Here is a 25,920-nt window from a genome sequence, read left to right as displayed (position 1 = left end):
TAGAAACGTTAAAACTGATAAAAAAGTTCAGGAGGAAAAATATGAAGACAGTTAGAATCGGATGCGGTTCCGGTTACTGGGGCGATGATATCGAACCGGGTCTGGAGATCGCAAGAAAAGGAAATGTAAAATATCTGGCGTTTGACTATCTGGCGGAATTGACCATGTCCATTCTGCGCAGACAGATGTTAAAAGACCCAACAAAAGGCTATGTGCCGGACATTGTACCCCATTGGGAGAAATTCCTGCCAATTTGTCAGGAAAAAGGCATCAAAATGATCTGTAACGCAGGCGGCTCCAACCCTATGGGAGCAGCCAACGCCATCGAAGAGCTTTGCCAGAAGATGGATATCCACGGATTGAAATTAGGTCTTGTTACGGGAGATGATCTTTCAGATAAACTGGATGAGATTCGTGCGGCAGGCGTCAAGCTGACCAACACCGATACCGGCGAAGAGGACATTGACCGGGTTAAGGATAAAATCGTGGGAGCTTACGCTTATGCAGGTGCGGAAGGTATCATCGAAGCGCTAGATCAGGGATGCGACCATGTAATCGCAGGACGTGTTTCCGATATTTCCCTGTATGTTGGTCCGATGATGCATGAGTTCGGATGGGACTTTTCCGAGCAATACAACAATAAGATCGGCGCGGCCATCAATACCGGACATATCGTGGAATGCGGCAGCCCGTGCACCGGCGGCAACAGCAATCTCTGGGCCAGCTCACCGGAAAACTGGCATATCGGATTCCCAATCATTGAAATGGATGAAAACGGCGATGCGGTCATCTCCAAGGTGGAGGGCACCGGCGGCATGATCAACCAGTGGACCATGAAAGAGCATCTGACATACGAAGTAATTGACCCCAATAACTACATCATGCCCGACGGAATCGCCGACTTTACCTCACTTAAGCTGGACGAAATCGGCAAGGATAAAGTAAAAATTACAAATATGACCGGAAAAGGCCGTCCGGATATGCTGAAAGTCTGCATTGGCGTGGAAGAAGGCTTCATGAGCGAATCCATGCTCATCCACCCATGGCCCAACGCTTACGAAAAGGCTCAGAAGGCTGAAGAATTAGTACGCAAACGTCTTGATTATCTGGGCGTAAAACCGCTGGAACTGCGCTTTGATTATATTGGCGTCAACTGTCTCCACGGCAGCGTAGCCACAGAGCCGGATCCCAACATCAACGAAGTTGCACTTAGAATTTCATGCAAGACCAATACCTTTGCGGAAGCCGCGCTGATCAAGCAGAATACCACCCACCTGTGGACTTATGGACCGATGGGCGCTGCCTGCGGCGTAAACGGCAGACCGCGTAAAGTCATCGGACTGTGGCCGACTCTGGTTCCAAGAGAATTTGTTGTTCCTCAGCTGACTATTAAGGAGGTGAAATAAATGGCAAAAGTACAATTAAAAGATCTGGCCTTTGCCCGCGGCGGCGACAAAGGCGACGTAGCCACCATCGGGATTATGGCCTTAAACCATGATTACTACGAGCAGTTAAAACGGGAGCTGACGCCGGTAGCCATTAAAAAGTTTTTTAAAGACATGGTAAAAGGCGATGTGGAAGTATACCCGGAAGACAATATCGAAAGTTTTCAGATCGTTTGCAGAGGCGGACTTGACGGCGGTGCCACCAGGACTCTTCGCTACGATACAACTGGAAAATCATTAGGATGCGCTCTGCTTCGAATGGAAGTTAACATTTTTTAGTTCCACCATATTATGCGGAAAGACTTTGTGCAGAAAGATGTACAAAGCCTTTCCCGCTCATAAAAAGAAAGGAGTTGTAGTTATGAATTCGTTTGAAAAGAACAGACTTCCCCACATGGTCTTTGGTGAGGGTACGGCAAAGCAGGCCGGAGCAAAGTTCAAAGCAATGGGATGCAGCAAGTGCCTTGTTGTAACCGACAAAGGCGTTATGGAAGTAGGTCTTGTGGATCCAATTGTGGAAAGCCTGAAAAAAGAGGGCATCGATTATGTGATCTATGATAAGACACTGCCCAATCCCCCGGACTACATCTGTATCGAAGTGGCAAAACTTTTAACGGATGAAACATGCGATTGCACATTAGCTATCGGCGGAGGAAGCAGCATCGACACAGCCAAGGCGGCTAACCTGATCGCCAATATCCCAGATGAGATCAAGGACCTGCATGATTACAGCGCCCTTGGCACAAAGATGAAGCCCCAGTTCAACCGCACTGCAAAATTCATCTGTATCCCCACCACATCGGGTACCGGTGCCGAAGTAACCGGAAGCGCGGTTATCCACGATACCAAGCGGAACCTGAAATACAGTTTTGCAAACGAAAATCAGATTGCTGATGTGGTTATCATCGATCCTGAACTGACCTACGGAATGCCGCCAAGGGCTACGGCCACCGTCGGCCTGGATGCCCTGAGCCATGCCATTGAAGTGGTCGTAGGCACCATGCAGCATGATTTCGCAGCTCCCATTGCTCTGGATGCTATCGATCGCATCAGAAGATGGCTGCCCATCGTATATAAAGATCCGGCAAACAAAGAAGCGCGCGCCCAGATGGCCTATCCCGCTGACATGGCGGAAAGCACCGGCGGCGCGGCCAACGGTCATGCGGTAGCCCATGCCATCGGTTCAAAATACAATCTGGTTCATGGACATTCCTGTATTATGGTTATGCCGACTCTGATCCGTCATCAGGCCAACACAGCTCCGGAAGGAATCCGCAGGCTGGCCGATATCTTCTCGGTACCTACAATCGGCACCAACGAGGAAGTGGCCGGCTATGTGGCGGATGCGGTACTTGATTTCTACAAGAGCTTTGGCTTTACCACCTGTAAAGAAGCCATCAAGGCCAGCGGTTTTGACGATGATAAGAAGACCTTCGTTGAGAATCTGATCCCCGCCATTCTCGATGATTACAAATCCCAGCTCTTTATGCCGCCGATCCACAGACCGGAAGACAGGCAGATGCTGGTGAAGGTCTGCGAAATGATCTACGACGAAGAATAGAAGGCTTTGCCCGCCATGAACATGGCAAAGCAGACACTTGTAACTTAATACAGAAGCTATATGTAGAAGGGAGAACGGGATGCCGCAGGTCCGGCATCCCGCAAAGAAATGATGATAAATGATTACACCGCCACCTTGAAGTATAATTCTGAAGATAAGTTTGCCCCCATCCCGCCCGCTGAAAGGATGCTGCAGACCATTATCGCCGAGCCCTGGCACAAGGTCCGCCAGCCGGACTTCAGCGACCTGGAAGGCCTGTGCTTTGACCGGGAGGGGAATCTCTGGTACGTGGAGGCAAAGGCTTCGGCCAGCAGGCTCCACAAGATCGACATGAAGACAAAAGAAGATATTGTCATCTATGAAGATCCAAAAAAGCGAGCCATGTCGGCTGTCAAAATCCATAAGGACGGCACGGTGTTTATCCCCAGCGTAGGACCGGACTTTAACAGCGGCTACATTTTTACCATAAACCCCGACGGGACTGGTTTTGAGGTGCTCATGGAAGGACACGTGTACGATGATCTGGTTTTCGATTCCAAGGGCGGCTTTTATTACACCCATATGCTGGGCGATGTGGCCAATCCCATCGGCGGCGTATATTATGTCCATCCGGACAGAAAAACTGTGACACCGCTGCTGGAACGCCTTTGCTGCCCTAACGGCGTCGCCCTTTCAAAGTACGAAAAAGTGGTATGGATTACAGAATCCAATTCTATGCGGCTGACCCGCGTAAAGCTGGATCCGGAAGGCGGTCCTACCGATATCGCTCCATTCGGCGTGAACGTGCCTTACACTTTTACTGGAGGAGGCGTAGCGGATTCTTGCTATGTAGATGATGATGACAACCTATATGTGGCTATGTACGATCAGGGTAGGGTGATGGTGTTCAATCCGGCCGGCTGGCCCATCGGGCAGGTCCTGCTGGCAGGAAGAGAAGACGGCTTTCACCTGGGTTCGACCCACCCCATGATCCGTCCGGGAACAAACGAGCTGTACATATGTACCAATGACCCGGTAAAGGGAGCCTGGATTTTCAAAGCCGGTGCCTTTGCCAAGGCCAATGAAAACGGATATCAATTTAAGTAACAACAAGTTGGAATGAGCATCCAGGAGGCCGCCCGCAGCGTTTTTACTCAGCGGCGGCCGCGGATGCGAAAAATAGAAAGGAAGATGGTTGTGCTGTATCTGGGACAATTATTGCTGAATAATGTAACCAACGATCCTCTGAGAACTGCGGTTATCAGCTGCACGCGAACGTTAACCTATTATGAACTCAACCGTGAGAGCAACTGCATTGCCAATGCCCTCACAAAACGGGGGATCAAAAAAGGCGATACGGCCGGAATCGTGCTCAAAAACAGCGCTGAATGGGTCATCGCCTGGTTTGCGTGCCAAAAACTGGGGGTTGTGTTCGTGCCCCTTCATGTAAGACTGAGGGCCGAAGAACTGGTGGAAAGCATGAGAATGGTACAGTGCAAGCTTCTGTTCTTTGGCGAAAGTCTCCATGAAAAAGCTAAGGAGATTTGTAAGTCCTACGAAGATCTGCAAATTAAAATCTGTGTGGGAGCACCGGATTCTGCATACCCCTATTCATCGGAATATTCCCTTTCCTGGGAAGATTTGCTGCGGGAAGGGGATGAACGGGAGGCCCAGATTAAGCTGGAGAACGACAGCCCGGTAGTCGTTCTCTTTACCAGCGGAACTACAGGAGCCCCCAAAGGCGTTGTACGCACCCAAGAGCAGGTGGTGCTCCATGGCATGACCCTTGCTATGGAGAATAACCATCCGGGAGTAAGAGATGTGATGCTTTCCACAGCGCCCCTCTATCATATCGGCGGGCTGCAGGGCTTTTTAAAGATGCTGGTGCTGGGAGGAACTTATATTACCCTGGAAAGGATTCATCCGCCGGAAGTCTTTCATATGATTGAAACCTGGCAGGTCACCCAGCTGCAGATGCTCCCGCCTGTCACCTATGAAAGGCTGTATCGCTATGATGGGTGGAGTCAGAAAGATCGATCCTCTGTGTGGGAAGTATGCATTTCCGCCGGAAAATGTACCCGTGACTATATAGAGCACGTCTTTGAACTATTTCCCCAATGTCATCTCAGGCCATCCTGGGGTTCTACTGAAACCTGCAGCGTCACCTGTATGCAGGTGAGCAGAGAAGCGTACCGCCAAAATCCCGCATTATTGAAGGCAGTAGGGAGGGTGATCCCGCTGAATGAACTCCGTATTGTCGATGAACGGGGCCGCGATGTGAAAAAAGGCCAGTCCGGAGAAGCGGTTGTGCGGTCCCCGATGGTGTTCAAAGGCTACATCGGCCAGCAGGAAGAAGACAAAGATATTTTCCTGGATAACGAATGGTTTCGGACCGGGGATATTGTCAGAGCCGACCCGAAAAACGACTGCTATTATTTTCTGGACCGGAAAAAAGATGTGATCAAAACCGGCGGTGAAAATGTGTTTGCGCTGGAAGTGGAGCGGGCTTTGCAGGAGCATCCCGCGGTACGGGATTGCGCCGTGGTGGGAATTCCCGATCCCCGATTCGGAGAAGCCATCGCCGCAGCCGTTGTAACCAATCCGGGTTTTTCTGTGAACGGTATGGAGCTGGCTGAATTCTGCAAGAAAAAACTGCCCAGCTTTAAAAAACCCAGATACCTGGCCCTGATGGAGAAACTGCCGGTCAATAATATCGGGAAAATCGCCAAGCCGGTTTTGCGGGAGCAGGCGGAGCAGTTATTTGCGCCGATTTTTACTGAGTGAATATTCTGATATGTGATATCACTTTTTGTTGGTTCCTTTCACTGATTCTGAACGTTAAGATGTAAGTAGGAAGAGCCTTAGAAAAAAGAAAATGGTTATTTTAAAAGAGAAAAGGAGAAGGTGAAAATGGATATAGCAAAAGCCTTAGCAGAATTCGTGGACCAGGTGGAATTCGACCAGCTGCCCGAGGATGTGAAGGAAAAGAGTAAGACCTGCTTTATGAATTCCATCGGTATCGGCATTTCCGGTTATGAACTGGGACCGGCCGGCCATGCCAAACATGTGGCCAAAGAATTTGACAGCAAGGAATCCGGCAGACGGGCGACCCTGTTTATGGATGGAGCCAAGCTATCCATGCCGGGAGCAGTAGCAGCCAATACGGTTTTGTTCCATTCCCGGGCCCAGGAGGATACCCTGGGCGGCACCCACAATGGAACGATGATCGTGCCGGTAGTTCTAGCAGTTGCAGAGAATTTTCCATGCACAGGAAAGGAAATTCTGGCTGCCACGTTAGCCGGATATGAAGTGACTGCAGTTCTCGAGCGAAAAATGGCAAAGCTGTCAACGCCCAAAGGATTTCGGCCCAGCGCCATTTACGTGACTTTCGGCGTGGCCGCGGCCGCTGCAAAGCTTTTAAAGCTCAGCAAAGAGCAGATCGCTGATGCCATTCGCATTACGGCATCTCTTGTGGGAGGCATTCAGGAATCCTTTGCTGCCGGTACCACAGAATGGTTTTACCAGAATGGCTGCGCCGCAAGAAATGGCCTTACCGCCGCTCTGCTGGCAAGAGACGGTGTTACCGGTGCCGAAAGCGCCTTTGATGGATACAAAGGCTTTATGAATGTGTTCGCTGGCGAAAACGATTATGAGCTGGTACGAGAAGGAATTGAAAACCTGGGAAAAGAATACCGCATTCGCAATGTTACCTTTAAATTCAATCCTTGCTGCGCCATCGCTCAAACACCGTTTATTGTCAGCTGTGAGCTTGCGGATGAGAAAAAGATCGATCACGAGCAGATTGAATCGATCCACTATCATATGAACCCCTTCGACAGCAATTACCCTGGAACCAAAGGCAAAGGACCCTTTGTTTCCGATACCCAGACAACCATGAGCTGCGCTTTCAATATCGCCAATGCGATCGTCAATCGAACGTGTACGAAAAAAGGACAGCAGGTCTTTGATGATGAGAGAATCCTCAATCTGGTCGATCGGACTACGGTTGTCGACGACGATCATTACCCGATTCTATGCGGGAAAGTGGTGATCAAGATGAAGGATGGCACGGTCTATGAAAAGGAAATGATGATTACCGAAGAGTATTATCAGCTTTCCTGGGAGGAAAATGCCAAGCTGATGATCAAGGTACACGATGAAGTGGGCCTTGATCCCAACAAGACCAAGAAGCTATTAGACTTGGTTTACACCATTGAAACTGCTGAAAACGCAGATGCGTTGATTGAAGAAATGAGCAGGCCGTAATAGGCATAAGGAAACAGCGGGAGGCCGTATACCATGAAAAAAACATGCAGGGCAGCAGTGCTCAAAGGCGTCCGGGATATGGAAATACAAGAGTTTCCCATACCTAAGATCAGCGAGGACGATGCTCTCTTAAAAGTAGAAATGGTCGGTGTGTGCGGAACTGATACTCATATGTATCAAGGGAGCGGCTCCAACGTCTGGCCTCTCATCATGGGTCATGAATTTGTCGGTACCATTGAAGAAATCGGCGCTGTGAAAGCGCAGATCAGCGGCTGTAAAAAAGGCGACCGAGTGGTGGTCGAATCCAGATTTGGCTGCGGCGTCTGTGAGCCTTGCATCCGTGGTAAGTACAACCAGTGTGTCCATAAGCTGGGATACGGATTTATGGTTTCCTGCGACACGCCGCCCCACCTATGGGGCGCTTACAGCGAGTATGTATATCTGCCCAAACGAGCAATTTTACATAAAATCAGCAAGGATGTACCGCTAAAAGCAGCAGTACTGACCTGTGCGGTACTGGGTGATTCGGTTCGCTGGCTGGGACATATTGGCGGTGTTTCTCTGGGTGATACGGTTGTGATTCTGGGCGCGGGACAGCAGGGCCTGGGCGGAATCGTAGCTGCAAAAGAGGCCGGCGCCAAAACCGTGATCATAACCGGCAGAAACAAGGATAAAGAACGTTTTAAAATGGCTGAAAAACTTGGTGCCGATCACATCATCAACATTGAGAAAGAAGATGAAGCTGCGGCAGTAAAAAGGATAACCGACGGAGAGATGGCAGACATTGCCTTTGATTGCAGCGGCAGTACGGCAGCCATGGCAAAATCGACGGAACTGGTGAAAAAAGGCGGTGTGATCGTTACCCCGGGCATGTATGGCGGGAAAAAGACGCCCATTGATTTCGATACGGTAGTATTCAATGAAATCCAGATTCGAGGCGCCCACACCCATAACCTGGCATCGGTCAAAGCGGCCATCGATATTATCAACAGCCGGAAATATCCGCTGGAAGAGCTGGTAACCCATGTATACGGCCTTTCCCAGGCAGAGCTTGCCGTACAGGCTGCCGGATATGAAATAGAAGGTGAATTTCCAATTAAAGTGGCGATTGACCCGAGCAAGTAAATTCGATTTCGCATTTGGGGCTTTCAATTTTTGGGATTAAAACGGTTTGCTGCAAAAGACAGCGGCAAAAGAAGGAGGAAGTAGGTATGGAAAAAAAGAAAATTTCCACAAAAGCATGGATCTTCATAGCCATCGGTGTCCTGGCCACGTTTATGATGCCGCAGGTTTCATTTATCATTACACCGGCCGTACAATCCTTGTCGGAAACCTATCCGGACATCGCATATTCGAATATTTTGATGCTCCAGACAGCCGTATACCTGATGATTATACCCTTTTCGATCATTTCAGGGATCGTTACCGGTACCAAACTCAGCTACCGGACCGTGGCCTGTGTGTCCGCAATTTTAATTGGTGTGGGCGGACTTTTTCCGTATTTTGTACAGGATCATTTCTGGCTGATTTACGCCAGCCGGTTTGTCTGCGGAGCAGGAGAGGGCCTGGCATTCCCTCTGGGATCGGCTCTGATCATTGAGTACTTTCAAGGCCGGCGCCGTAACATTATTCAGGGCATCTCCATGTTTGTCCTCAATATATCGGGCGTGGTCTATCAAAATGTATCCGGTTATCTGTGCATCCAGAATGTGGGGCTGATCTGGCTGCTGCATGCCTGCCTGATTATTCCGCTGGTACTGATGCTGTTATTCTTAAAGGATCCTGAAAAAGTCAGTGTCGAAGATAAGGCAATGATTGCCGGAGCCACGGAAGAGGAAATACAAGCGGCAAATACGGATCAGGAGAAGGATGAAGGTCAAAAACCATCTCGCCACCCGAGAGCTTTCTGGCTGACAGCGGCCTTTGGAATTATGTTTATACCGTACTACGCGATTCTCCTGAACATGTCCCAGATGCTCGATTACCGGGATATCGGGGATGCGGCTACTGCCGGCATGGTAGCTTCCTGCTATACGGTTGCGGGACTGGTATCTGCTTTCCTTTATCCGGTGCTGTTCCCAATTTTCAAAAAGTTCCTCGTACCCTTTGCCATTGTCTTGGGTTTGATCGGCGTGCTCTTTGCCTTTATTGGAAACAGCGTCATTATGATGATGCTGGCGGAATTGTTCATCGGATTCAGCGCCTTCCTCGTATGGCCGGCATGCCTCAGGGATTATGCGGCTATGACCAATCAGCGCGGCGTGATGTTCTACTCCGGTCTCTTCGCTGCCTTCTGGAATTTGGGAGCCACCATCAGCGGATACTGGATTTCCGGCTGGTATGCTTTCATCGGGGAACAAAATCCGGTCAGCTTTGCAGGAGCCAGCGTTGTATTCGGAGCCATCGTTATCGTTATTTGGATTATCATCCGCCTGAGAAGACCGGCCGAACTGGAAGCGGACTATAAGTATAAGTAAAAGAGAAAGAGAGAAGAAAGATGGAAGCAAACAAAGGTATAGAACCTTTATACACGAAAAAACAATATCAGTTGATTTCCTTTGCGCTGTACATTTATGCGACATCCAATGTTGTTTACATGATTACGCAAAATGTGCGCGCTTATATTGAAATGGAGTATCCGGATATATCACCGGTGGCAGCGGCGCAGCTAATTTCATTTCCGACCTTGTTCGGATTGTTCACCTCATTGATTATCGGGTTTGTGGCATTAAAGTTCAGTAAGGTGGCACTCCTGGTCATTATCCGAACCTGCATGCTGGCATTCTCAATCCTGATGATTATCGGCGGCGTTCTTCACGCGCCGTTCTGGGTCTATTATGTAGGAACCGTTTTATGCGGAATCAGCTTGGGCGGCTTCGGTCCTTTGATGAACTCCATTGTCGGTGAAATCTTCGATGAGGATCAGCGAGCCTCAAAGATATCCATGTACAATGTATTTGTTAACATCGGCGGCGTGATCATGCTCCAGCTGAGCGGCAGGATCGCTGCCGGAAACGACGGACACAACTGGCCCTTCGCCTATACCCTGGGCTTGTGGTGTGTGATTGCTATTACGGTTTTCCTGATCATGATTAAAAAGGGCGGCTATTCAGACAGCAAGGAAGCAAGGGCGGCAAGAATTGAAAGAAGAAAGCAGCTGGGCCTGGAAGATGAAAACGCTACCACGAAAGTTCGTTTTAAAGATTTACCAAAGAAGGTTGTTGGCTTTGTGATGACCATCGCGATTCTTCACTGCGTGTTCTACATTGGAATCAATGGGTACTATCTGAACCTGTCCAATTATATTATCACCGAACATGAGTTGGGGACATCGGCCCAGGCCGGTAACTGCACGTCTCTGACCAGAGTGCTGTTGATTGTGGTCCAGTTTTCTTACCCCATCTGGATCAAGCTCTTTAAGGATTGGCTGATTCCAATTGGTTATGCCTTTGTCGCCGTTGGTCTTGCGGCCGCATACTTTATTGACAGCAGTATGTTTGGAATCTACTGCGCCGCAGCCTGCGCCGGAATTGCGACAGGTCTTGTTCATGCGTCGGTATTTGCCAAAGCATTGAATTTCGTGCCGCAGGCGTTCCGTTCCATTTCATCCTCGGTAGCTTGGGGAATCGCCAATGCCGGTCCTTTCTTTGCGACCTATGTATATGCCCTGGTAAACGCTACCATCGCACAGGGAATCGGCGCACAGCTGGTTGCTGGCATCGTGATCGCATGTATCACAGTAGTAGCAAGTATCATCATCTTTGTCGTCAAGTATCCGGAGCGCAAAGCGGCGGAAATCAGACTGGGATAAGGATATTCCGTAAAGTTTAGTAATATATCATGTAATTGAACAAATTCGATTCTGAGAGGCAGGGAAAACCCCCTTAGCTTGTCCGCCTCAACGGGATCGAATTTGTTGTGGTTATTGGAATAAGTGGGCCAAGTAGCGCCGGGAACATATATGATCAGGAGCAGTGGCGGATTGGAAATAAAGGTGTACATAAAACGGGAAATCAAGTAAAATATAGAAAGAGAGGCAGCTTATATGGATTTGAGCAGGATGCCGGATGGATGCCCGGATTTCCTAGACATATCTTTAGGCGATCCTGCAGGGAACATATTCAATTCCGATCCGCTGGAATACTTGGCGATGGGCAGCAAGCCGGTCATATAGGCAAGCTCCACGTAGGGGAGCACAACTTTATGAATGATCGAATTTACGAAGCCTATTTTGGGGTCACGGAGGACGAGGTAAGGGACCTTTTCCGGGAGTATAAAAGCGTCAGCTTTGAGGAACTGAAGCAGTGGTACGATGGTTACCGTATGAGCGACGGACGGCGGCTCTTTAATCCCCGCTCGGTCTTGACTCACATATTTGCTATTGCACAAAACAATGAGGGGAAAGAATGGATACAAAAAAACTTGCGGTTTTCCAGGAAGCCATAAAAAACGGAAGCTTAAAAAAGACGGCGGAGAAACTCAATTACACACAGTCAGGGCTGATCTACATGATGAATTCTTTGGAAGACGAGTTCGGCATTCATCTGCTGAACCGGACCACCAAAGGAATTGAGCTTACACAAGAAGGGATTCTGCTTGAACCGTACATCAAGAAAATCGTTGATTGTGAGGAGGAACTGACAAAGGTCATCGCGGATATACATAAAGAGGGTACGAAAAAGATCCGAATCGGCGCGTATCCAATCTATGCGTGCCACTATTTACCGACGATCATGAAATCCTTTTTAGTCGATAACCCGGAAAATGAAATTACCATCCGCGTCGCGACTGCCGACAATTTATCCAAGATGCTGGAAGAAGATGAAGTGGATCTGGCCGTCGGAGAAAAAGGACTGATTAAAAATACCGATTGGATTTTCCTCATGAAATATGAGATCTATGCGGCGCTGCCGCAAACCATCAAGCTGGCGGACGATGTGGAGGCTGTGACCTATGATCTTTTAAAGGATTACCCGCTGCTGTTTTCTTCTTACAATAAAGTCAGTGAACATGTGGAAGAAATGCTGGGCAAGGGGAAAGAAAAACCATATAAAATTAACGTAGCCTCCGAAGACGGATCCGCGCTCCTGAGTATGGTAGAAGAAGGGTTAGGGATCGCCTTTTTATCCAGCCTGTATTTGAGAGAATGCCCGGATACGGTGCGGATGCTGCCGCTGGATCCCCATATTACCAGGGAACTGGGTGTTATTCTGAAACCAGAAAAGAAAAAGTCCGTACAGATCAAAAAGTTCATTGAATATCTGCAGAAACAGCAATACTAAGAATACGATAAAAAATACGGCCTGCTTTGAGGAGTGAAAACAAAGCGGGCCGTATTTTTGTTAAAGGCATTTATTTAAATTGAAAGCTGTTTTCGTTGGCTTTGGCGAAGGCCTCTGTTTTAAAGAGCCAGCAGCCATCGTCACCGGTGTCGTCGGCAGCAATGATATACAGCTGCCTGGTTCCCGGCTTGATATCCGTATGGGTCACCCATAAATTGTGTTCCCGATTGGGAAGCAAAACCTGGCCAATGGGCAGGCCATTTTTGTTTAGGACCAACACCCGGCCCTGCCCGTATACGGCAATGTACAGATTGCCGTCACCGTCCACTTCGCAGGAATCCGGACCGTAAAATCCGGTGATAGTATAGACTACATTTTTTGTCGTGTAATTTTTTCCTTTTAGCATGACTCTGTGGATGCGGCCGGTATGGCTCTCAGTGATCCACAAAACATCGTAATCCGGCGAGATGGCAATACCATTGGGGCCGGCCATACCTGTCATATAGGGTTTGACCTTCTTGAAATCCGGCGTCACATAATGTACCGCTCCGATGGGGTTGGTGGCATCACCGGTAAGTTCAGTAAAATAAAAGCCTCCATCTTCATCAAAGACCAGATCGTCAATGCTGTATCCGACAACGATATCTTCATAGCCGCTGCCGTCGGGACGGATGGCAAACACCCGGCCTTCTTTGACCCGGTTGAGGCAGCTGATAAAGAGCCTGCCGTCTTTATGTATCTTGACGGAAGCGCATTTGCGTTCCGGATCTTCAAAGATGGTTTTTACCTCCCTGGTGCCGGCATCAATGCGGCAGACCTTGCCCTCATATATAATGGTAAAATAAAGATTTCCATCCTGATCAAAACAGGTGCCTTCTCCATGGAGTGCCTGCTTGTTGTGGATCTGCAGCCAATAATCGGCCGTAACCGTCTGCAGGCTTTTTTCGTGGGGAGGAATGGGCACGCTGCGATCCTCTTCTCTGTAAACCAAACCGCTCATCTTCATAATCTCCTTCTGCTGATTCAATAATATCTACCATACAAGCATAGCATACCCCCGGGCAAGCGGGAAGACAATGATACTGATACAACCTCTCACAAAAAAAGATATCAAATTTCTTTAACTGGATATCGCTTTTTCAGACTTCCCGCCTAATAAAAAAGGAACGTATAATGGACATAGAGTAAAAGAAAGGAACATGTTGAAGGCAGAAGGTGTTGGCAATGGGAAAAAAGACATTCATATGCGTATTTTTGGTTATCGCGATAGAAGGGATCGATTTGAGCACTTTATCGGTGGCGCTCACAGTGATCAGCGGTGAATTTGGCTTATCATCCATTCAGGCGGGAATGATTTTTTCCATCAGTACGGCCGGAATGCTGGCGGGCGGAGTGGCATGCGGCTGGTTTGCCGATCGTTTCGGACGGCTTAAGACCATGCAGGCAGCGACGCTGACCTTTACGGTATGTATCTGCCTATCGGTCCTCACAAGCAGCTTTACCCTGTTTTGTATCATTCGCTTCTTTTCGTCCGCGGGGATGTCGGGAGCATGGGCCGGTGGTACGGTCCTGGTTTCAGAATACATACCAACCTCGAGACGAAATACGGTTTTGGGCTTGATCCAGGGAGCCAATGCGGTTGGTTCCTTTGCAGCCACTCTGCTCAATGGCGTCATCACCCCGGTCTTTGGATGGAGACCGATCGTACTGCTGGCGGCAGCCTGCGGCGTGATCATTCTGATTTTTACCCGCTCCCTGACAGAACCCCCAACCTTCACCGCGAAGAAAAAACAAGCAGGAGCGAAAGCAGGCAGCTTGAAGCTGATTCTTGCAGACCGGCGATGCAGGATAAATCTGTTAAAATGGATGTGCTGCTCCATGTTTCTCATGGCTGGGTTTTATGGAACCAATACCTGGCTTCCAACTTATATGACCTCGGAGTTTGATTTGGAATTCCGATCCATGACTTACTTTATCGCCGGAAACTACGCCATGGTTTTCATTGGCAAAATGCTGGCAGGAGTTTTGTCGGATAAGATCGGCAGGAAAAAAGTATGGTTTTCGGCTTGCATTTGTACGGCTGTCATACTGCCCATTGTGATTAACCTGGCGACAGCGGATAACGTGGGTATCATTTTACTTGCTTTCGGATTGTTTTACGGAGCTCCGATGGCACTATGCTCCACCTTTATGAGCGAATCCTTTCCCACAGAATGCAGAGCGCTGGGAACGGCTCTTTCCTATAATCTGGGCAGGATCGGCGCTATGCTATCACCTGTGATCATTGGCGCCATTGCAGCAGGTAACCATTCCTATTCCATGGGATTCATGCTCATCGCGGGTTTCTATTTTGTATGCGGGTGCGTGGTGCTGTTCATCAAAGAAAAACAGTTTGACCCCCAGGGCCGCAGTTGATCCGGGAGATGATGGATAAAAACAGCCAGGCGCGGATAATTTTAAGACGTTTCAAGAAAATTGATTGGAGGAAAACATGAAGCATAAAAATCTTTTTAAAGAAGGTAAAATCGGAAATCTGGCCATTTCCAGCCGGGTGATTATGGCGCCCATGGGGACCAAGAGCGATCCGGACGGCGGCTTTTGCACAAGAGACATCGATTACTTTGTAGAGCGGGCAAAAGGCGGCGTCGGCATGATTATCACCGGCAGAGTGGCCTGTTCCACAAAATATGAAATGCGGTCTCATCATGTGCTGGATAATTATCATCAGGTAAATCGGCTGGCGATGCTGTGCGAAAAAGTGCACCACTATGGAACAAAGCTTTGCGTTCAGATCGGACCGGGGCTGGGGCGGCTGGTTCATCAGGATCCTTTTACACCGCCTTATTCGGCCAGCGCGGTTCCTTCCCATTACTATCCGGACTTGAAGTGCAAGCCTTATGAAAAAGAGGACATCAACTATCTGGCCTGGGCGACGGGTTTTTCCGCATCCCTTGCAAAGCGTGCGGGAGCCGACGCAGTGGAACTCCACGCTTATGGCGGCTATCTGCTGGATCAGTTCATGTCCACCCTTTATAACAAAAGAACCGATGAATACGGCGGCAGCCTGGAAAATCGGATGCGGTTTACTCTGGAATGTATTGAGCAGATCCAGGAGCAGTGCGGAAAAGATTTCCCCTTGATCGTTAAGTTTACGGCAGATCAGGCCTGCGAAGGGGGCCGGCAGCTCCCCGAAGGGATCGAAATCGCCAAAATGCTGGAAGCAGCAGGCGTACAGGCTCTCCATGTGGATAAAGGCTGCTATGAGTGCTGGTATACGCAGATCCCCACGGTTTACGGAAAAGAGGCGCTCCAGCTTGAGGATGGGGCAGCAGTTAAAGCGGCAGTTCATATCCCGGTAATCGGCCACGGAAAACTTAATCGGGCTGCGCTTGCAGAGCGGGTGATAAAGGAAGAAAAGCTGGATTTTGTCGCCAAGGCTCACCAAATGATTTCCGATCCCTATTGGGCGCAGAAAGTTAAAGAAGAACGGCTTGACGACATTGTTCCATGTATCGGCTGCAATGAATGTCTGTATGGCAGCCATCAGGGAAAAGATCACAGCTGCGCGGTCAATCCGAGGGCGCTGCGGGAAGCCGATTATCCGGTCATGCCTGCGGAAGAAAAAGATTCGGTGCTGGTCATCGGCGGCGGTCCCGGCGGCATGGAGGCTGCCATTACCGCAGTGCGCAGAGGTTTTAGAGTGGAACTATGGGAAAAAGACGGCGATCTGGGCGGAAATTTGAGAACAGCCGGCGCGCCTTCCTTCAAACAGGATGTGATTCGCTATAAAGATTATTTGATCGGACAGATAAACAAGCTGCCGATTAAAGTGAAGCTGAATTACCCGGCTACAGCCAAGACAGTAGAAGAAGGTGACTTCGATAAAGTAATCCTGGCCAGCGGCGCTGCGCCGTTTATTCCGCCCATACCGGGCGCGGATAAAGACCATGTCAAGGAAGCCATGAACGTGCTGCTGGGCAGAGAAGATCTGGGCAAAAAACTGGTCGTCATCGGCGGCGGCCTTGTGGGCTGCGAGGTGGCGCTTCATCTGAATGAAGAGGCCGGGCAGGTGACGATTGTCGAAATGCTGGATGATATTCTGGCCGTAGCCCAGCATTGCCAGAATAATGATGCGGAACTGAGAAAAATGATTGCAGATTCCAATATCAATGTACTGGTTAAGACCAAGACCACCTGCATCACAGACGATTATGTGGAGGTTTGCGGCCCGGACGGCGTTTCACAGAAGATTCCTTGTGATAACGTAATTATCGCTGCTGGTTTTCGCACCAACCATCAACTGGAGGAAGAATTGAAAGAGCTTTTGGAGGATCATTTGCTGGTGATCGGCGATGCGGTGGCACCCCGTAAGATCTATACGGCCGTCCATGAAGGATTCCATGCGGCCCGGTTAATTTAAATGTAATTGTTTTTAGGCGTGAAGGGAGAGCCTGATATGAATACACAAAAACCGACTTATACCATTAAACCATTATATTTGGGAGAGCTGACAGAATACGAAAAATCCATGCACACCTACCGGGCGGACTACGAAGTGAAGGTCAATTCACCGTTTCTGGCATTTCTCGTACAGGGAGACGGCCTGAATATCCTTGTCGATACCGGACCAAAGGATATAGAGCGGGTCAAAAAAAATCACGGCCACGTGAAAGTCAAACTGCCGCCGGAGCAAAAGCTGATGACGGTACTCGAACGCCACGGGCTGACAGCCGAGGATATCGATTTTATCATTTGCACCCATCTCCATTGGGACCACTGTCAGAACAATGACTGTTTCCCAGGGAAAAAAGTATATGTGCAGAAAAAAGAAGTCCGCTATGCCATCGATCCGCTGCAGGTCCATTATTATACGTATGAAGCCCCGGAGGCCGGGCTGGTTCCCATATGGGCAACTGCCGGAAACAAATTGGTGATTGTCGATGGGGATGTTGAAATTATTCCGGGTATTGAGGTAATCCTCACACCTGGACACAGCCCCGGGTCGCAGTGCGTTCGTGTCAATACAACACAGGGAAAGTATCTGATTGCCGGGGATACGGTCAATCTCTATGAAAACTGGTACGGAAACGAATTATATGACCATATTCCGGGAGGCATTCATGTGAATTTGGCTGAGGTGGAGGCATCTTTCGCTAAACTGGATAATACGGAGTTCGTAGAAATCCTCCCAGGTCATGATATGAAGGTTCTGGCCCATGCCAGCTACCCATATAAGTAACAAAATTTGTCGATCAGAAATGGAGCACAGATAGCTATGGATTTGACGAAAAAAAGATGGTTTATTTTAATAATTTATTGCCTGATTAATCTCTGTATCGGGTCGATCTATGCATGGAGCGTTTTTTCGGTTCCCATGGAGGAGTTTCTCAACGAGACTTATCATCGGAATCTGAGCGACGGCAGTTTATCCATTGTCTTTATGGTGACCAGCACGCTGGCGCCCCTGGTGATGATTATCGGCGGCAGGCTCAACGATAAATTCGGGCCCAGATGGCTGATATTCTTTGGCGGCCTGCTCTTCGGCGGCGGGACATTTGCTTCCGGCTTTGCTGCGGATACGCCTTTTCTGATCGCAAGCTACGGAATTGGATGCGGCGCGGGAATGGGGCTGGTCTACTCCTGTACCATCGGCAATTCCATCAAGTTTTTTCCTGATAAGCGGGGACTGGCCGGGGGAATCGCAACCGCCAGCTATGGGATCAGCTCTATTTTAGTTCCGCCCATAGCGAGTGGACTGATCAACGCCATAGACGTGGTGCATGCCTTTCATATACTGGGTATCGCGTTTCTTTTGATTATCTGCGCCGGAGCCTTTCTGGTTGATCAGTGTCCGCAAGGGTTTGAGCCTGCCGGATGGGAGGGTCCGCAAAGCGGCTCAGCCTCCAACCAAACCCCGTCTGAATTTACGTGGCAGGAAATGATCAGAACACCGATTTTCTATGTGATGATGCTGATCCTTATGTGCGGCACTCTGAGCGGCATGATGTGCATTTCCCAGACCTCCGGCGTTGCGCAGCAGATGATCGGATTGTCCGTTTCCACAGCGGCCCTCTGTGTATCCCTCTTATCCTTGTTCAATACAGGAGGAAGGGTGGCCGCTGGTTTTCTTTCGGATCGGATCGGGAGAGTGCATACCCTTACCATTGGTTTTATTTTATCCCTTGGGGGCTTGCTGCTGCTGTTTGTTTCCAATGCCAATATGACGATTACCTTTTATGGGGCTATTGCTTTGATCGGCCTCAGCTATGGCTCGATTATGGGAACTTTTCCCGCTTTTACTGCGGACCGGTTCGGCAGTAAAAACAACAGCGTCAATTATGGAATTATGTGCATCGGCTATTCCATCGCAGGTTTTGTCGGGCCCATGATTATGCGGACCATGTATGCCAGGCAGGGCGTGTATAACAATGCCTTCCTGGTTGCCGCATTGTTTACGCTGACAGGGCTGTTATTGATTTGGATTTACAAGAGGAAGCGCACATGAAGGCGGAGCGCAGTTAGGTGCAAGATTATGAAAGGAAGAAGAAAGATGGTTCGGGAGAAGATCAAATATTGGAAAGAGAACACCTTTACAAAGAAAAAAATAAACACCTTTTTAAAGGATTTTGTCATATTGCTGGCGGCCTGCTGCATCAGCGCATTTTCTACGGTGGGCGTTCTGATTCCCAATGGACTTACCTCGGGCGGAATCACCGGCATCATCCGTATCATTCAAAATTTTGTCGATGTGGATTTTTCCATACTATATTATGGAGCCTCATTTCTTGTACTGGTTTTAGTAGCGATATTTATGGGGTGGAAGGAGCTGCGAAAGATTTTGCTGCTATCGGTCATGTACCCGGCCGTGCTGATGGTCTTTGAACACTTAGATATCCAGCTGCTGGAGTCCAATGACACCATTTTGGCAGCGGTATTCTGCGGGGTGTTTGTAGGAACCTTTGTCGGGCTTGTATTCTGGCGGGGTTACGCTTCCGCGGGGATGGACGCCATTGCAAAGATTCTCAGGAAGAAACGGTTCCCCGGAGTCAGTCCCAGCAAAATCCTGCTCTGCATGGATGCGATAGTGATCATTGCTTCGGCTTTTGTGTACGATCGGAACATCGCGCTCTATGCGCTGATCACCCAAGTGATCGCCACCAAGACATCGGAAATCATTTTGTTTGGAATGGAAAGCAAGATTGTGGAACTCACCATTCTTACTACCCAGAGAAACGTAATCACGGAGTATATTATCAAAGAGCTGCACAGAGGTGTTACCAGCGCTGCGGTAAGAGGGGAGTACAGCGACAGAAATATGCGTCAGCTGATCCTTCTCTGCTCGCCCCGTGAAAGTATCCTCATTAAGAAAAAGCTGGCGGAAATCGATGCCAACGCTTTTGTAACGGTGACCAAGGTGGAAACCGTTTGGGGAGGAACGGGCAAAGGATTCAGCGATATTGTGAAGGATTGAATAAGATGCTGAAATAGCAAAAAAGGGAAGCGCTTGGTATGAACATATGCCGGGCGTTTTTTCGTGGTGCGTACCGAGGCTTCCCCGTCCGATCAGCGGTACCTGTAAAATCCGCCGCTGAATGTCTGTTCAATCTTTTTTTGAAACCGCAGATAATCCAAGTGGCACAGACATTCCCCAAAAGCGTAGCGCAGCAGGGGAAGGGGAATACCCCTGGTTCCTCTTGGTCTGCGAATCTTCCAGGAAAGAAGCCGGGTGATCTCCAGGGCTGTTTTGTCAGGGTAGAGCTTAACCAGCGATTCACATTCGTTAAGCCGCTGCTTATGATGTCTAATTTGCTCATCGATCCGTGCGGATAAGCTCCCTGGCTGGCGATGCCCGGGCAGGGCAATGGCTGCCGGGTAGTTCTGGAGCTTTTGCAGACTGTATAAATAGAGTCCCAGAATATTGGGGATCCCTGGCCAAGGAATAATGTTGGGCGAAATATCAAAGAGGATATGGTCGCCGGTAAACATCAGCCCGTGGGCTTCGTCCCAATAACACATGTGCCCGGGAGTGTGTCCGGGGGTATGAATCGCAGTCAGGGTATACTCCCCGGCGGCAAAAGTCTGCCGATCATCGACAGGTGAAAACTGCCCGGCAAAAAAGTCCGGTCCCTTGGATCCCGGCAGAGTAATGTACATCATTTTTTCAAATTCTTCATCAGAGAGACCTTCTTTAAGATAACGAGGCCGCCTGGATTCCGTATAAACTTTCGGATCATCGCCAATACCGAAAAATTGATATTCCTGCGCCGGAACATAGATTTTTCTCCATGGATGGATCAAATCGGTTGCCGCGCCCGAATGGTCGTTGTGAAAGTGGGTCAGCAGGATATCCGTTTTTTCCGGACGTACCCCCAGCAGAGACAGGCTGCTTCGGATCGTTTCGATACACGGCTCGGCCCGATATCCCGTATCGATGAGAAGGCTGCGGTCAGCGCCTCTGATCACGTAAGAATTGATGGTTCCCAGAGAACTTCCATTTAGTGGAATCTGAATTCGGTAAATGTCCTTGCATATCTCGGTAATATGCTCGTTTTCCTGTTTACGGTTGTTTAATATCTCCATTTTCATACCTGCCTAACTGATTTTGCAGTAATCTTTATTTCTTACAGTATACGGCTTTTGCAAAAGAGAGGGAAGTCGAAGAATGTGATAGCAAGTTCAGGATTTTATATAGCAAGCGGCTTGAACGCCCGTGTAATAATAAGCTATAATGGAAGCATGGCAGATTGTGAGATTATTACAGTTTTTTCGATGGTATTTGTGCGGGAAAAGGAAGTAGAACATGAAGTTTACAAAGATTTCGGCCCCTAGTATGAAAGAACTCTTTGTCCGGCAGCTGACAGAAGCGATTTTATCAGGTGAGCTGACAGTAGGAGAAAAGTTGCCTGCGGAAAGGGAGCTGGCACAGCAGATGCAGGTGAGCAGAGCGGTTGTAAATAGTGGAATCAATGAATTGGCAAGGTGTGGATTTGTAGAGGTACGTCCCCGTCAGGGAACTTTTGTAGCAGACTTCCGGCGTTATGGCAATATGGATACGTTGATTGCGATTATGGAATATAATGGTGGACAACTAGCTGAGAAACAGGCCAGAGATCTGTTACAGGTACGCAAAGAAATGGAGCACCTGGCTTGTGAGCTTGCTATTGATTGCGCAAGTGAAGAGGAACTTGGAAAGCTGGGAACCATTATAGGGGAGATGAAACGCGCCAGAACATCTCGTCAGGCAGCGGAATTGGCATTTCAATTTCAGCACGAATTGACATATGCGGGAGGAAACAGCATGCTGCTTTTAATCTACTATTCCTTTAAAGGACCTGCTATGGCGCTTTGGGAGTGGTTTTGCAAAAGGCATGGTATGGAAGAATTATGCCACAATTATGCCAGTCTCTATGAATATGTAAGAATGCGGGATAAGAGGGCAGTCCATCAATGGATCGATTACTATCTGGATGGTCTGATAAAAGAATGCGAAAATCCTTGATTGAGGATTTTCGCATTGGCAGTCATTTGATGATTAGTACAATTAGCTGCATAGGATTTCTTTAATAATAAATTCTTTCCCGCATAGCATTTCGTATTGAGCGCTGCCGCATTCAGGGCAGCGTCCCTTGAAAGCAGTCAGGGAGAAAACCTTTGAGCAGCACCTGCAGCAGCCATTGGCAGGCAGTGTTTCAATCTCTAATTTAGTACCTTCCAATATAGTATTGTCACAAGCTGCCGGCCAGCAAGCGTGAACGAAATGTGGTACGCAGCCTGATAATTCTCCGATTTGAAGAATGACTTTCCGGACTTTGGTCACCTGGTTTTTTTCTGCGGTTTCGCATACTGTACGGGCTACCTCCATAACGATACTTAATTCGTGCATAATATCACCTGATTTCTTTGGCGTTTTTCTGCGATTCTCTTTCTGCAATGCGCATTTGGCGTTCCTTTGCAGTTTTCATAATAACAGATCCGGCATTTTCATAGGAAACTCCAGCTCCATCATAACGGCGCACAAGAGACGCGGCATCAAATTTACATTGAGTGGTACATTGTCCGCAGCCAACACAGAGAAATTCGTCTACCAGTGTAGCTCCGCAGCTAAGACAGCGTTCTGTTTCTTTTTTGAGCTGTTCCTCGGTCAATCCGCTGCGAGGATCTGAAAAATCCAAAGAGGCGGCTGGCGAGTATGGGCGCTGGCGAGGGGTACTGTCATAATCAGAAAGCTGTAGATGATTTTTTTCCAGAGACTGGTATGCATGGCGGTCGCGGCCATAGACTAAGCTCTGTCCGGGCTGAACATACCGATGTATGGAAATGGCAGCCTCCTTTCCGGCAGCAATGGCATCAATTGCAAAACGAGGACCGGTGAAACAATCACCGCCCGCGAAGACATCAGGCTGCCCGGTTTGATAAGTAAATCCATCAGCTATGACTGTATTTTTTTCACTCAATTGCAGCTCACTTTCATCTAATAAGTTGCCCCAGTCGATAGACTGGCCGATGGAAAGCAAAACAAAATCAACTGGAGCCGTTCTTGTTTTTTCCCGGTTGAAGACAGGAGAAAAGCGGCGTTCTTTATCAAAGACACGAAGACATTTTTTGAAAGTAATAGCATGAATCTGTCCATCCATGACGGTAAGAGATTCCGGTCCCCATCCATTTTCGATGATAATATTTTCTTTCAGCGCTTCCTCAATTTCCTCATCTAAAGCAGGCATTTCTTCGCGGCTTTCCAGACTGTATAAGGTCACCTGGCTGGCTCCGGCACGTATTGCGGTACGTGCCACATCTATGGCAACGTTTCCGCCGCCGATGACTGCTACTTTTCCAGATAAAGCGGGAGCGCGATTCAAATTTGTCTGTTTGAGGAAATCTACACCGGAAATGATGCCGGATGCATCTTCGCCGTCCAATCCCAGCGCACGGCCTTTTTGAGCACCAACAGCCAGATAAAATGCGGAGTAACCATCTTTACGCAAATCATCTATAGAGCGGTCGTGACCAATTTCTATACCGGTTTTAAATACAACGCCCAGGCGTCGTAGAATTTCGATTTCGGCGTCTACCACGTCTTTTTCAAGGCGAAAGGCAGGTATACCAAGGCGCAGCATTCCACCTACCTGCTGTTCTTTTTCAAAGACTGTCACCTGGTATCCTTCTATGGCCAGATAATAGGCACATGAAAGACCTGCGGGACCGGAACCGATAACCGCAATTTTTTTGTTATAATTGTGGCGAATCCTGGGTATGTAACGGCGATCGCTATCCAAATCCTGCTGGGCGATAAATTTTTTAATATCGTCGATGGCAAGCGGTTCATCGATATGATTACGGGTACATTCAGTTTCACAGTTGTGAGGGCAGATTCGCCCGCAGACAGCAGGGAACGGATTGTTCTTTTTGATCAGTTCCAGGGCTTCTGTGTACTTGCCCTGGCTTGCAAGTTTGATATATCCCTGAACGCTGATATGGGCGGGGCACTCTGCTTTGCATGGGGAAGTTCCGGTATCGACCACGTTCTTTCGATTAATGCGATAGTCCGGATTCCATTTTTCCTTTCCCCAAAGACTATCGCGCGGCGTTTCTTCCCGCTGGAGACTTTCCACAACAGGGATTGAACTGCACAGTTTTTGTCCCAACTGAAGGGCATTGACGGGGCAATGGATCACACACTCCCCGCAGGCAACACATTTTTCCTTGTCGATCTGCGAAACATAGTTGGAGCGTACCATATCCGTATTCAGATACATTTCCGCATGGCGCAGAGAAAGGCAGGAACACCCGCAGCAGTTGCATATAGCGTGGGTTTTGCCGCTGCCATCCATGTTGGGGATGGAATGCATCAATCCGTTTTCTTCAGCGCGCTTTATGATTTCAAAAGCTTCCTCTCTGGTAATTTCACGTCCTCTGCCGGTGCGAATATAGTATTCGGCGGCATGCCCCATCTGTATACACATATCTTCTTTCAAATGCCCGCATCCTTCGCCCATAGCTTCGCGGACGGTCCTGCAGGCGCAGTCTGATACGGAGAAAAGCGTGTGTTCGTTCAGATACTTGCTGATTTCTTCGTAGGATGCGCGGCGGGATTCGCCGGAGATAGCAGTTTCTATAGGAATTACACGCATCATTCCTACACCAACAGGGAAATTGCCAATAGTGCTTTCACCCCGCAATCGACTGTATTCCTCAAAGGCTTGTGCAATTTGAGGATATTTTTTTACATTTTCCAGGTTGTTTGCCATCATTTCCATGACCCCGGGTACCCAAAGATCAAACCAAAAGACGTCTTCACCATCGATCGAATTGACAAAGGCTACCCCGGCGTCTGCCAGTTCCAGTAGAAGTTTTGTTGTTTCTGCAAGAGGCATTCCGACGAGTTCCGCTACCTGTGCGGCGGTTCTTTTTTGGCGAAAGGCCAATCCCATGCCAACTTGTGCCATTTCATCGGTGACGACCGGTTCCAGTATTTTATACTCCGGATCTTGAAACGTATAAGAGTCTTTGCTTTCCGGCTTTTTTAAACCAATGTGGTTTGCCAATTCCAATACTTTTTGTTTTCCCATAATTGTTCCTCCAATTCATTCAGTGACAATATCATGACTTCTTCCAAAGGCGTATTTGCTCATCCAGCCAATTGATCCATTGATTGATTCCTTCACCAGTCTTGGCGCTGATGGGGAAGATGAGCGCTTTTGGATTTCGGTCTTTTATATATTTTTGACAGGCAGCGAGATCAAAATCAAAGCAGGCAGCCGAATCAATCTTATTAATCAGAACCACATCGCTGATAGAGAACATCAAAGGATACTTTAAAGGTTTATCATCTCCCTCGGGAACCGATAAAATCATGGCATTTTTTACAGCGCCAGTATCGAACTCTGCGGGACAAACCAGATTGCCTACATTCTCTAAAATAGCAAGGTCAGGAGATGGCGTTCCCAGACCTTCTAATCCCTGCCTTGTCATGGCTGCGTCTAGATGACACATGCCTCCGGTGTGCAGCTGGATAGTGCTGACACCGGTCTGGGCAATGGTGCGGGCATCCACATCGGAATCGATATCCGCCTCCATGATGCCGATTTTCCATGTTTTCTTTAAATGCTCAATCGTGCGCAGCAGGGTGGTAGTTTTACCGCTTCCCGGACTGCTCATCAGATTTAAAAGAAAAGTCTGCTGGGATTTCAAAGACCGGCGCAGCGCATCGGCTTGTTTGTTATTGTCGTCAAGCACATTTTGCTTGACTTCTAATACTCGAATGTTTTTCAATGTATTTCCTCCTTTTTGAGCGACTTGGATGTACCAAGAGTTTAACTTATTGTAATCAGAGACGAGAGATAAATCAATTAAATTGAGAGAGCCATTGAAAAATAGAGAAAGAAAAGGG

At 48.5% G+C, this 25,920-nt stretch carries 22 protein-coding genes; 17 read left to right on the top strand and 5 right to left on the bottom strand.

All coding sequences use genetic code 11. From position 1 onward, the window contains the following. Positions 1-41 precede the first annotated feature (41 nt). The 11 genes from NIA71_RS06755 (at position 42) to NIA71_RS06705 (ending at position 12,533) form a co-directional block, all read left to right on the top strand. On the top strand, positions 42-1,406 hold the full coding sequence (locus tag NIA71_RS06755; RefSeq protein ID WP_253019999.1) for an acyclic terpene utilization AtuA family protein: 1,365 nt from the start codon (positions 42-44) through the stop codon (positions 1,404-1,406). After that, entirely contained in the window at positions 1,407-1,724 is a 318-nt protein-coding gene (locus tag NIA71_RS06750; RefSeq protein WP_148398073.1) for a hypothetical protein, read from the top strand. Between the two features lie 82 nt (positions 1,725-1,806). Continuing rightward, positions 1,807-3,006 (top strand): iron-containing alcohol dehydrogenase, encoded by a 1,200-nt coding sequence (locus tag NIA71_RS06745; RefSeq protein ID WP_253019998.1) that lies wholly within the window; start codon positions 1,807-1,809, stop codon positions 3,004-3,006. A gap of 108 nt (positions 3,007-3,114) precedes the next feature. Beyond that, positions 3,115-4,092, top strand: a complete 978-nt coding sequence (locus NIA71_RS06740; RefSeq protein ID WP_253019997.1) for an SMP-30/gluconolactonase/LRE family protein — start codon at positions 3,115-3,117, stop codon at positions 4,090-4,092. A gap of 63 nt (positions 4,093-4,155) precedes the next feature. Next, positions 4,156-5,769, top strand: coding sequence for a class I adenylate-forming enzyme family protein (locus NIA71_RS06735; protein ID WP_253019996.1), 1,614 nt, complete (start codon positions 4,156-4,158; stop codon positions 5,767-5,769). Between the two features lie 126 nt (positions 5,770-5,895). After that, positions 5,896-7,251 (top strand): MmgE/PrpD family protein, encoded by a 1,356-nt coding sequence (locus tag NIA71_RS06730; protein ID WP_253019995.1) that lies wholly within the window; start codon positions 5,896-5,898, stop codon positions 7,249-7,251. A 33-nt stretch (positions 7,252-7,284) separates the two neighbouring features. Further along, the gene (locus tag NIA71_RS06725; protein WP_148396252.1) at positions 7,285-8,376 is read left to right on the top strand and encodes a zinc-dependent alcohol dehydrogenase; all 1,092 of its coding nucleotides are present in this window, start codon (positions 7,285-7,287) and stop codon (positions 8,374-8,376) included. A gap of 86 nt (positions 8,377-8,462) precedes the next feature. Beyond that, positions 8,463-9,728: an MFS transporter gene (locus NIA71_RS06720; RefSeq protein WP_253019994.1), complete on the top strand. Its 1,266-nt coding sequence runs from the start codon at positions 8,463-8,465 to the stop codon at positions 9,726-9,728. A gap of 20 nt (positions 9,729-9,748) precedes the next feature. Beyond that, complete coding sequence (locus tag NIA71_RS06715) at positions 9,749-11,062, top strand: MFS transporter (RefSeq protein WP_148396254.1); 1,314 nt, start codon at positions 9,749-9,751, stop codon at positions 11,060-11,062. A 392-nt stretch (positions 11,063-11,454) separates the two neighbouring features. Then, positions 11,455-11,697: an AAA family ATPase gene (locus tag NIA71_RS20155; RefSeq protein WP_417448602.1), complete on the top strand. Its 243-nt coding sequence runs from the start codon at positions 11,455-11,457 to the stop codon at positions 11,695-11,697. After that, on the top strand, positions 11,658-12,533 hold the full coding sequence (locus NIA71_RS06705) for a LysR family transcriptional regulator (protein ID WP_148396256.1): 876 nt from the start codon (positions 11,658-11,660) through the stop codon (positions 12,531-12,533). Before NIA71_RS20155 ends, NIA71_RS06705 begins: the two co-directional genes overlap by 40 nt. A gap of 70 nt (positions 12,534-12,603) precedes the next feature. Here the strand turns inward: NIA71_RS06705 and NIA71_RS06700 are convergent, their stop codons facing one another. Beyond that, positions 12,604-13,533: an SMP-30/gluconolactonase/LRE family protein gene (locus NIA71_RS06700; protein WP_253019992.1), complete on the bottom strand. Its 930-nt coding sequence runs from the start codon at positions 13,531-13,533 to the stop codon at positions 12,604-12,606. A 224-nt stretch (positions 13,534-13,757) separates the two neighbouring features. On the opposite strand from NIA71_RS06700, the gene NIA71_RS06695 reads away from it, so the two are divergent. The 5 genes from NIA71_RS06695 (at position 13,758) to NIA71_RS06675 (ending at position 20,004) form a co-directional block, all read left to right on the top strand. Beyond that, positions 13,758-14,948 (top strand): MFS transporter, encoded by a 1,191-nt coding sequence (locus tag NIA71_RS06695; protein ID WP_253019991.1) that lies wholly within the window; start codon positions 13,758-13,760, stop codon positions 14,946-14,948. Between the two features lie 76 nt (positions 14,949-15,024). Then, positions 15,025-16,953 carry an NAD(P)/FAD-dependent oxidoreductase gene (locus NIA71_RS06690; RefSeq protein ID WP_253019990.1) on the top strand — a complete coding sequence of 643 codons (1,929 nt, stop codon included), beginning with the start codon at positions 15,025-15,027 and terminating at the stop codon, positions 16,951-16,953. A 36-nt stretch (positions 16,954-16,989) separates the two neighbouring features. Then, complete coding sequence (locus NIA71_RS06685; RefSeq protein ID WP_253019989.1) at positions 16,990-17,772, top strand: N-acyl homoserine lactonase family protein; 783 nt, start codon at positions 16,990-16,992, stop codon at positions 17,770-17,772. 36 nt (positions 17,773-17,808) lie between these two features. Continuing rightward, the gene (locus NIA71_RS06680) at positions 17,809-19,038 is read left to right on the top strand and encodes an OFA family MFS transporter (protein WP_148396261.1); all 1,230 of its coding nucleotides are present in this window, start codon (positions 17,809-17,811) and stop codon (positions 19,036-19,038) included. A gap of 27 nt (positions 19,039-19,065) precedes the next feature. After that, positions 19,066-20,004, top strand: a complete 939-nt coding sequence (locus NIA71_RS06675; RefSeq protein ID WP_148396262.1) for a YitT family protein — start codon at positions 19,066-19,068, stop codon at positions 20,002-20,004. A 92-nt stretch (positions 20,005-20,096) separates the two neighbouring features. Here the strand turns inward: NIA71_RS06675 and NIA71_RS06670 are convergent, their stop codons facing one another. After that, on the bottom strand, positions 20,097-21,113 hold the full coding sequence (locus tag NIA71_RS06670) for an MBL fold metallo-hydrolase (protein ID WP_253019988.1): 1,017 nt from the start codon (positions 21,111-21,113) through the stop codon (positions 20,097-20,099). Between the two features lie 220 nt (positions 21,114-21,333). Between NIA71_RS06670 and NIA71_RS06665 the strand changes: the two genes are divergently transcribed. After that, entirely contained in the window at positions 21,334-22,032 is a 699-nt protein-coding gene (locus NIA71_RS06665) for a FadR/GntR family transcriptional regulator (protein ID WP_253019987.1), read from the top strand. Between the two features lie 42 nt (positions 22,033-22,074). On the opposite strand, the gene NIA71_RS06660 is transcribed toward NIA71_RS06665, so the two are convergent. From NIA71_RS06660 to hypB, 3 genes are read right to left on the bottom strand one after another with little or no spacing between them, the layout of a single operon-like run. Beyond that, on the bottom strand, positions 22,075-22,416 hold the full coding sequence (locus NIA71_RS06660; RefSeq protein ID WP_253019986.1) for a hydrogenase maturation nickel metallochaperone HypA: 342 nt from the start codon (positions 22,414-22,416) through the stop codon (positions 22,075-22,077). Between the two features lie 4 nt (positions 22,417-22,420). Next, complete coding sequence (locus NIA71_RS06655) at positions 22,421-25,099, bottom strand: FAD-dependent oxidoreductase (protein WP_253019985.1); 2,679 nt, start codon at positions 25,097-25,099, stop codon at positions 22,421-22,423. Between the two features lie 31 nt (positions 25,100-25,130). Continuing rightward, on the bottom strand, positions 25,131-25,802 hold the full coding sequence (gene hypB / locus NIA71_RS06650; protein ID WP_253019984.1) for a hydrogenase nickel incorporation protein HypB: 672 nt from the start codon (positions 25,800-25,802) through the stop codon (positions 25,131-25,133). Positions 25,803-25,920 lie beyond the last annotated feature (118 nt).

This window comes from Ihubacter massiliensis (genome assembly GCF_024125305.1).
Taxonomy (GTDB): domain Bacteria; phylum Bacillota; class Clostridia; order Peptostreptococcales; family Anaerovoracaceae; genus Hominibacterium; species Hominibacterium faecale.
This window is presented reverse-complemented; position numbering and strand designations above follow the sequence as displayed.

Coding starts and splice junctions, on each gene's coding strand:
- NIA71_RS06755 (WP_253019999.1), top strand. CDS start 42: ATGAAGACAGTTAGAATCGGATGCGGTTCCGGTTACTGGGGCGATGAT.
- NIA71_RS06750 (WP_148398073.1), top strand. CDS start 1,407: ATGGCAAAAGTACAATTAAAAGATCTGGCCTTTGCCCGCGGCGGCGAC.
- NIA71_RS06745 (WP_253019998.1), top strand. CDS start 1,807: ATGAATTCGTTTGAAAAGAACAGACTTCCCCACATGGTCTTTGGTGAG.
- NIA71_RS06740 (WP_253019997.1), top strand. CDS start 3,115: ATGATGATAAATGATTACACCGCCACCTTGAAGTATAATTCTGAAGAT.
- NIA71_RS06735 (WP_253019996.1), top strand. CDS start 4,156: ATGCGAAAAATAGAAAGGAAGATGGTTGTGCTGTATCTGGGACAATTA.
- NIA71_RS06730 (WP_253019995.1), top strand. CDS start 5,896: ATGGATATAGCAAAAGCCTTAGCAGAATTCGTGGACCAGGTGGAATTC.
- NIA71_RS06725 (WP_148396252.1), top strand. CDS start 7,285: ATGAAAAAAACATGCAGGGCAGCAGTGCTCAAAGGCGTCCGGGATATG.
- NIA71_RS06720 (WP_253019994.1), top strand. CDS start 8,463: ATGGAAAAAAAGAAAATTTCCACAAAAGCATGGATCTTCATAGCCATC.
- NIA71_RS06715 (WP_148396254.1), top strand. CDS start 9,749: ATGGAAGCAAACAAAGGTATAGAACCTTTATACACGAAAAAACAATAT.
- NIA71_RS20155 (WP_417448602.1), top strand. CDS start 11,455: ATGAATGATCGAATTTACGAAGCCTATTTTGGGGTCACGGAGGACGAG.
- NIA71_RS06705 (WP_148396256.1), top strand. CDS start 11,658: ATGGATACAAAAAAACTTGCGGTTTTCCAGGAAGCCATAAAAAACGGA.
- NIA71_RS06700 (WP_253019992.1), bottom strand. CDS start 13,533: ATGAGCGGTTTGGTTTACAGAGAAGAGGATCGCAGCGTGCCCATTCCT.
- NIA71_RS06695 (WP_253019991.1), top strand. CDS start 13,758: ATGGGAAAAAAGACATTCATATGCGTATTTTTGGTTATCGCGATAGAA.
- NIA71_RS06690 (WP_253019990.1), top strand. CDS start 15,025: ATGAAGCATAAAAATCTTTTTAAAGAAGGTAAAATCGGAAATCTGGCC.
- NIA71_RS06685 (WP_253019989.1), top strand. CDS start 16,990: ATGAATACACAAAAACCGACTTATACCATTAAACCATTATATTTGGGA.
- NIA71_RS06680 (WP_148396261.1), top strand. CDS start 17,809: ATGGATTTGACGAAAAAAAGATGGTTTATTTTAATAATTTATTGCCTG.
- NIA71_RS06675 (WP_148396262.1), top strand. CDS start 19,066: ATGAAAGGAAGAAGAAAGATGGTTCGGGAGAAGATCAAATATTGGAAA.
- NIA71_RS06670 (WP_253019988.1), bottom strand. CDS start 21,113: ATGGAGATATTAAACAACCGTAAACAGGAAAACGAGCATATTACCGAG.
- NIA71_RS06665 (WP_253019987.1), top strand. CDS start 21,334: ATGAAGTTTACAAAGATTTCGGCCCCTAGTATGAAAGAACTCTTTGTC.
- NIA71_RS06660 (WP_253019986.1), bottom strand. CDS start 22,416: ATGCACGAATTAAGTATCGTTATGGAGGTAGCCCGTACAGTATGCGAA.
- NIA71_RS06655 (WP_253019985.1), bottom strand. CDS start 25,099: ATGGGAAAACAAAAAGTATTGGAATTGGCAAACCACATTGGTTTAAAA.